At 72.9% G+C, this 1,341-nt stretch carries 1 protein-coding gene; it reads left to right on the top strand.

The features are described from left to right. The first annotated feature begins 322 nt into the window (after window positions 1-322). On the top strand, window positions 323-1,042 hold the full coding sequence (locus ACWDX9_RS63365; RefSeq protein WP_449973462.1) for a hypothetical protein: 720 nt from the start codon (window positions 323-325) through the stop codon (window positions 1,040-1,042). Window positions 1,043-1,341 lie beyond the last annotated feature (299 nt).

Here is a 1,341-nt window from a genome sequence, read left to right as displayed (position 1 = left end):
GCGGGCTCGTTCCCGGCGGGCGGCGCGCCGCCGGGTCCGCCCCCGGATCAGCGCCGAGCAGGCCCCCAGCACCACGATGCCGATCAACGATATCCCCGCAGCGCCCCACGGTGCGGCCGCGTCCGCCCCAGCGGTGTCTCCAAGCATGTCCGGACCATATGAGCCGCGAGCCCAACAGCCGATCAAGCCCGGCACTTGCCGCGCCCAAGATGCTCATAGCGGCATTGACCATGAACGCCATCCCCAACACTGGGGAATGCCCGGGCCGCCGCCCCGCCCGACCATGAAGGAGTTCGCACCACTAACAGGGGGAGGCAAACCCGTGACAAGCATCGCGACCCCGGCCCGCCGCCAGATCGAGCGGTTCCTGGAGTTCTCCGACCACGTCGGCGGCCTGAACGAGGGCGACGTGCTGGCGCTGCTCCGCGACCGGGGCATCACCACGCTGGAGGCGCTCGTCAGCGAGGCCGTCAACGCGCCGCGCTCCGCCCCGCCCATCCAGATGGACGCCGCCCAGGCGCTGAGCAGGCCCGCGGCCGTCTCGACCCAGCCCATCACCCACCCTGCGCCCGCCATGGCGGTGGTCGTGGACGGCGTCGAACACGACCCTCGCGACCTGTCGCGGTTCGACGGCCGTCCGCTGACCTACATCTACGGCAGCGAGCGCCTGGTCGCGCTGACCGACGACAGCGCGCTCAACGGCGCGGCGTGGGCGGCCTCGCAACTGCGCGCGGCCGACCCCCGCCCTGCGACGCAGGGCCAGGTCCAGATGTTCGAGCACGTGGACTACGGCGGCGACTGGTTCTGGTGCGGCGCCCGGCAGGCGCACAACGACCTGACCAGCGTCTACCACGGCCCGCTCCACCTGCACGACTGGAACGACGTCATCAGCTCCATGGGCAGCACGAACAACTCCGTCCGCTACTACGAGCACATCAACTTCAGGGGCAGCTCCCTGTTCGTCCAGCCCTTCGCTGACATCCCGACCCTCGTCCCCAGCGGATGGAACGATCGCATCTCCTCCGTCTGGAACCTGGGCTGACCGCCCGGCCGCGGCAGCAGGACGGCACCACCACCTGCCCGCGGCCGACCGAACCCCTCCGCCCCGGTGAGCCGTAGCGAGAACGCCACCGGGACCCGGGGGGGCCCCCCGGCGGCGCCGGGGGGGGGGCCGGGGCGCGCCCGGCGCTACGGCGCGCGCCCCCCCCGGTGGGGGGGTGTTGCGGGGGCAGGGCCCCCGCCACGGGGGGGTGTGGGGGGGGGGGTTTGTGGGTGTGGGGGGGGTATTTTGGGGGTGTAGGGGCCTGGGTGTGGGCGTGGGTGGGTGAGGGCTTGGCGGCC

Source organism: Nonomuraea sp. NPDC003201 (assembly GCF_053590415.1).
This window is presented reverse-complemented; position numbering and strand designations above follow the sequence as displayed.